Below are 5,754 nucleotides of genomic sequence, written 5' to 3'. Positions count from 1 at the left end.
GGCCCAAAGCCGATGCTGGATGCGCTCGCCCGGATCGAACCCTTCGAACCGGTGGAGAAAATTCCCTCGCTGGCGCTGCGGCTGACGCGAATCGCGGACGGATCGATCGATGCCGGGCTGATCTCAGCGGATGCCCGCGACTGGGACCTGGCGGCAGCCGATCTGATCCTGCGCGAAGCCGGTGGCCAGATGAGCGGCGGGGCCGGCGAAGCGGTGGTCTACAACCGCCCGACGCCGGTGCATGGCATGCTCGTCGCCAGCGGCGGCGGCCTGTCGGGGCCGTTGCTGGCGGTGATGCAGCGCCTGCGCGATGGACAGCCGCAACGAACCTGAGGCCCAGATCATATTTAAGGCGCGTATCGCGTGCAGCTTGCCGCCGCTGGGCACTCGCGCGTGGCGCGCGGATGGCGTAACTGGTGCCGCGCGGTCTTCGGACCGGGCTTATTCGTGCTGGAGGGATCGATGGTTGCCGAGCCGGAACAGAAACAGCTGCTTCACCTCGTCTTCGGCGGCGAGTTGAGTTCGCTCGAGGGCGTGACGTTCAAGGATCTCGCCAAGCTCGACGTGGTCGGCGTATTCCCGAATTATGCCAGCGCCCACACCGCGTGGAAGGCGAAGGCCCAGGCCACCGTCGACCAGGCCCAGACCCGCTATTTCATCGTGCATCTGCACCGCCTGCTCGATCCCGAGACAGCCTAGGCCTCGATTTTCGTTTTCATGGGCTTTTCGATCCTCAAGACTCGCATCGCGCAGGAAGCGCTCGGCCGGATGCTGGCGGGCTATCTGCGCCTGGTGCGGCGCACGAACCGCTTCGTCGTCGAGCCGGCCGATGTTTATGAGCGCGTCCGCCCCGAGCTGCCGCTGATCATCGCGATGTGGCACGGCCAGCACATCATGATTCCATTCTCGCGGCCGCATTGGATGCCGGCCTGCTCGCTGGTCTCGCGCCATGGCGATGGCGGCTTCAATGCGGTGGCGCTGCGCGAACTCGGCATCGGCGCGATCCGCGGCTCGGGCGCGCTCGGCAAGAAGATCCGCGAAAAGGGTGGCGCCAGCGCCTTCCTGGCCATGGTCCGGCGCCTCAAGGGCGGCGAGACCATGGTGCTGACCGCCGACATCCCCAAGCGCGCCCGCATCGCAGGCCCCGGCATTATCCAGCTCGCCCGCGCCTCGGGCCGGCCGGTCCATCCGATCGCGGTGGTGACGAGTCGGCGGCTTGATTTCAACAGCTGGGACCGGGCCTCGATCGGCCTGCCCTTCGGCCGCGGGGCAATCGTCGTCGGCGAGGCGATCCATGTCGCGCGCGAGGCCGACGAGGCGACCTGCGAGGCGGCGCGCCTGGCCCTGCAGGCCGGGCTCGACGCAGTGCATGCCCGCGCCTATGCGCTGGTCGGCGCGCAAGATCCGGGCGCCGGTCTGCGGGACCGTCAGCTCGCTCCGACGGCTGCGATCTCGTGATGGGCAAGGGCCCCATCCTCATCGGCTATCGTTCGCTGACGGCGCTTCTGGAACCTCTGGCGGCGGGGCTTCTGCTCTGGCGGCGGCGGCGCGGCAAGGAGGATCCGACGCGGCTGGCCGAGCGGCGCGGCTATCCTGGCGTCCGGCGGCCCAACCGCTCGCTGGTCTGGCTGCATGGCGCCAGCGTCGGCGAAACCGTGACGCTGCTGCCGCTGGTCGCGCGGCTGCAGAAGCGCGGGCTGGCGGTGCTGGTGACCTCCGGCACCGTGACCTCGGCGAGACTGCTGGCGGCGCGGCTGCCGGCCGGTGTGATCCATCAATATCTGCCGCTCGACGTGCCCCGCTACATGCGACGCTTTCTCGACTATTGGCGCCCCGAGCTGTGCCTGATCTGCGAATCGGAGATCTGGCCCAATTTGCTGATCGAGGCGCGCCGGCGCGAGGTGCCACTGGTGCTGGTCAATGCCCGCATGTCGGAGCGCTCCTTTGCGCGCTGGTACAAGGCGCCGCAGACCTCACGCTATCTGCTGACCTGCTTTGAATCCTGCCTTGCCCAATCGCAGGGCGATGCCGAGCGCCTGGCGCAGCTTGGCGCGCCGCGCGTCAGCGTCGCCGGCAACCTCAAATTCGACGTGCCCGCCCCACCCGCCGATGCCGACACGCTCGCTGTCCTCGACGGGTTGACCACCGGGCGCCCGGTCTGGGTGGCAGCCAGCACGCATCCCGGCGAGGAAGAGCTGGTCATCGGCGCCCATCTCGGGATCAAGCCCTATCTGCCCAAGCTGCTGACGATCATCGCCCCGCGCCATCCGCAGCGCGGCGACGAGATCGAGGCGCTCGCGCTGGCCAATGGCATCGCTGTGGCAAGGCGGGCCTCCGGGCAGATGCCGGAGCGCGATGTCGAGCTCTACATCGCCGACACCGTCAACGAGCTCGGCCTGTTCTACCGGCTGTCCCAGGTGGCCTATCTCGGCGGCTCACTCGTGCCGATGATCGGCGGGCATAACCCGATCGAGCCGGCCAAGCTCGGCTGCGCGCTGCTGCACGGCCCCTTCGTTCACAACAATGCCGAGATCTTCGCCGCCTTCGACAAGGATGGCGGGGCGCGCGAGGTCGCCGATGCGCAGGGGCTCGCAGGCGCCGTGCATCGCTGGCTCAGCGACCCAGCCAGCGCCCGGCAGGCCGCGCGCGCTGCGGCGCAAACCAGCACCGAGCTCGGCGGCGCATTGAACCGGACGCTGCAGGCGCTTGAGCCGCTGCTGATGCGGATCGCGCTCGGCCAGCGCGACGGCACCTCCTGATGCGCGCGCCACCGTTCTGGTGGCAGCCGGCGGGCGCGCTTGCCCGGCTGCTGGCGCCGCTGGGATGGATTTATGGAGCGATCACCCTGCGGCGAATGCGCCGCCCCGGGAGCAATCCCGGAATACCGGTCATCTGCGTCGGCAATTTCGTCGCGGGCGGCGCCGGCAAGACCCCGACCGCGATCGCGCTGGCGGATCTTTTGACCCGGCGCGGCGAGACGCCTTTCGTGCTGATGCGCGGCTATGGCGGCTCGCTGCGCGGGCCCGTCGAAGTGCACGCCTCCCATCACGCCGCGCATGCGGTCGGCGACGAGCCGCTGCTGATGTCTCGCCACGCCCGCACCGTGGTGGCGCGCGAGCGGGCTGCCGGGGCGGCGCTGGCCCGGGCGCTCGGCGCCAGCGTGATCGTGATGGATGACGGGCTGCAGAATCCGGCTCTCGCCAAGACCCTTCGGCTGGCCGTCGTCGATGGCGCATCGGGTGTCGGCAACGGACATTGCCTTCCGGCAGGGCCGTTGCGGGCGCCCCTCGACGCTCAGTTGATGGAGGTCCACGCCGTGCTCGTCATCGGCGAGGGCCGCCAGGGAGACGCTGTCGCAGCCGCCGCAACAGCGCAGGGCGTCGCGGTCCTGCGCGGAAGGCTGGAGCTGGCGCCGGAGACCGCCTCCCGTCTCGAGGGACAGGCGGTCATGGCGGTTTCCGGCATCGGACGGCCGGAGAAATTCGCCGCGACGCTGCGGGAGGCTGGAGCCCGGATCGTGGCGGAACGCGCCTTTGGCGACCACCACGCCTATTCGCCGGGCGATATCGCCGCTCTCGTCGAGGAAGCCGCGTTGTATGATTGCCTGATCGCCACGACGGAAAAAGACATGGTCAAGCTGCGACCGCTTTGGCCTCACGACGAACGGCACCGCTTGCTGCCGGTGCCGGTCACGCTGGCCTTCACCGACATCCGCCAGATCGAAACGATGATCTCCGCCGCCTTGTCGGCCCGCTCAAGCCCGGCCGGCGCGGCGCAGCCTTAGCTGCACGGCCTCAGGCGAAACATACGCCTCCTGCCAATCGACCGACCAGTAGCGCAGATCCTCGATCCGGATCGGCGCGCCGGTCACCGCGCAGCGCACGAAAGCCCCCGGGCGCACCACCCGGAATTCGCCATGGCCGTAATCGAGCGCGGCTTCGGGGCCGGGGATCGGGGGGCGTTCGCTGATATTCATGACGATACATCTAATACGTTGATCGAAGGTCGCATTATCGAGATAATCGAGCCTGACAGATAGTGCTCCCTCCGACGATGTCCAGCCTCGTGATGTCCAGCCCCGCACGCCTCGCGCTCGTCCTGATCGGACTCGCGCTGACGACACATGCCGTTTCGGCCGGCGGGTTCGAGCGCGTGCGCATGCCCAGCTATGATGGCGATCTCGACGCCGTGCTCTATCGTCCGCAGGGACCGGGGCCGTTTCCCGCCGTCGTCGCGCTGCATGGCTGCGGCGGCTTGTGGCGCGACAACGGCAAGCTTTCGCTGCGGCATTCCGATTGGGGCGAGCGCCTCGCGGCGGAGGGTTTTGCGGTGCTGATGCCCGACAGTTACGGCTCGCGGAAACTCGGCTCGCAATGCGGTGTCAAGGAACTGACCGTCCGTGCGAGCCGGGAGCGCGTCGCCGACGCCGCCGCGGCACGCACATGGCTGCAAGCGCGGACTGACATCAGGCCGGACCGGATCGCCCTGCTGGGCTGGTCGGGCGGCGGCTCGACCATCCTGGCCGCCATCCGGAAAGACCGCCGCCCGGCCGACAAGGGGCCCGATTTCGCCCGCGGCATCGCATTCTATCCGGGCTGTCGCACGCAATTGGAATCGAGCAGCTTCGAGGCGCGACTGCCCCTGATGATCCTGATGGGCGACCTGGACGACTGGACGCCGGCGGCGCCCTGCAGCTACCTCGCCAAGGCGGCGCAGGACCGTGGCGAGGCGATCGACCTCGTTGTCTATCCCGGTGCGCTGCACGATTTCGACCACCCGCGCCGGGAGGTGAAGGAGCGCAGCGACATCGCCTATTCCGCCACGGGCACCGGCAAGGCGACGGTGGGGACCAACCCCGCCGCCCGCGACGATGCCATCGCGCGGGTGAAGGCCTTTCTCAAGGGGCCCTGAAGCTGGCCGCTTTCTAGAACAGATCGCCCTGACCGGGCTTGGGGTTTTCCCGCCTTGCTGGTCGCACCGGCCTTGCCGGCACCTCGCCCGACCCGGCGACCACGACGCCGAAACGCCCGTCGCTGACCTGCACGCTCAGCCCCTGCCCCGCCCGCACCTGCCCGCTCTCGCGCACGAGCCCGCCGGCCTCGTCGCGGATGAGCGCATAACCGCGCGCGAGCACCGAATCGGGCCCGAGCGAGGCCAGGAGCGACGCCGACGACCGCAAACGCTCGCGACGATGCGCAACGAGCTGGGTGAAGGCGCGCGCCAGCCGGGCCTCGGTCGCGGGCAGGCGCTCAGCACGCTGGACGAGACTGCGCGCGAGCGCGCGTGCCGCGCGAAGATCGAGATCGGCGACGCGTTCCTGGGCACGCCCGACCCTCTCGCGCTGGGCCCGCAGAAGAGCGTCCCGCCCCGCCAGCAGGCGCTTCGACAGGCCCTCGAGACGGGCCGTAAAGCCCGCGAGCCGCGCCAGGGGCGACTGCCGGGCGAGACGCTGCGCCACCACTCCCAGCTGCTGCTCATGGACGCGGGCATTGCGCGCCAGCGCCGGCGCCAGCCGCGCAGCCGCGAGATCGAGCCGCTGGCGCGGGCCCGACAGCACCGCTTCCGGCCCCGGCAGGGCGCGGGCGAGCGCACGCAGATCGCTGCGGCGGCGATCGGACAGACGGCGCATTGCACCCGCCTGGCGGCGCGCGAGATCGGCCAGCGTGGCCATCAGCTCGGCCCGGACCGGCACGACCTTCTCGGCTGCGCCGGTCGGGGTGGGTGCGCGCAGATCGGCGGCATGGTCGATCAGGG

General features: G+C 69.8%; 8 protein-coding genes. 6 read left to right on the top strand and 2 right to left on the bottom strand.

Going from position 1 to position 5,754, the window contains the following annotated elements; translation table 11 throughout:
• From IP69_RS17050 to lpxK, 5 genes are all read left to right on the top strand, one after another.
• Positions 1-333 (top strand): inositol monophosphatase family protein (locus IP69_RS17050; RefSeq protein ID WP_282568246.1); only part of this gene is annotated, 333 nt, incomplete at its 5' end.
• Positions 334-462: 129 nt separating this feature from the next.
• Positions 463-699 carry a DUF4170 domain-containing protein gene (locus IP69_RS17045; protein ID WP_054144039.1) on the top strand — a complete coding sequence of 79 codons (237 nt, stop codon included), beginning with the start codon at positions 463-465 and terminating at the stop codon, positions 697-699.
• 18 nt (positions 700-717) lie between these two features.
• Positions 718-1,458: a lysophospholipid acyltransferase family protein gene (locus IP69_RS17040; protein WP_054144038.1), complete on the top strand. Its 741-nt coding sequence runs from the start codon at positions 718-720 to the stop codon at positions 1,456-1,458.
• Positions 1,458-2,759: a 3-deoxy-D-manno-octulosonic acid transferase gene (locus tag IP69_RS17035; RefSeq protein ID WP_054144037.1), complete on the top strand. Its 1,302-nt coding sequence runs from the start codon at positions 1,458-1,460 to the stop codon at positions 2,757-2,759. The genes IP69_RS17040 and IP69_RS17035 overlap by 1 nt, the downstream gene beginning before the upstream one ends.
• Positions 2,759-3,784 (top strand): tetraacyldisaccharide 4'-kinase, encoded by a 1,026-nt coding sequence (gene lpxK / locus IP69_RS17030; protein ID WP_054144036.1) that lies wholly within the window; start codon positions 2,759-2,761, stop codon positions 3,782-3,784. The genes IP69_RS17035 and lpxK overlap by 1 nt, the downstream gene beginning before the upstream one ends.
• Here lpxK and IP69_RS17025 read toward each other — a convergent pair.
• Entirely contained in the window at positions 3,755-3,976 is a 222-nt protein-coding gene (locus IP69_RS17025) for a DUF2093 domain-containing protein (protein WP_054144035.1), read from the bottom strand. The genes lpxK and IP69_RS17025 overlap by 30 nt on opposite strands.
• Before the next feature lie 92 nt (positions 3,977-4,068).
• Here IP69_RS17025 and IP69_RS17020 point away from each other — a divergent pair, with 92 nt between their 5' ends.
• Entirely contained in the window at positions 4,069-4,911 is an 843-nt protein-coding gene (locus tag IP69_RS17020; protein ID WP_156323512.1) for a dienelactone hydrolase family protein, read from the top strand.
• Between the two features lie 13 nt (positions 4,912-4,924).
• Here the strand turns inward: IP69_RS17020 and IP69_RS17015 are convergent.
• The coding region (locus IP69_RS17015; protein WP_282568245.1) for an exodeoxyribonuclease VII large subunit at positions 4,925-5,754 on the bottom strand (830 nt) is incomplete at its 5' end.

Source organism: Allobosea sp. AAP35 (assembly GCF_001295925.1).
In the GTDB taxonomy this organism is placed as follows: Bacteria; Pseudomonadota; Alphaproteobacteria; order Rhizobiales; family Beijerinckiaceae; genus Allobosea.
The sequence above is the reverse complement of the archived record's forward strand: the minus strand, read 5'-3'. Positions and strand labels throughout refer to the sequence as shown.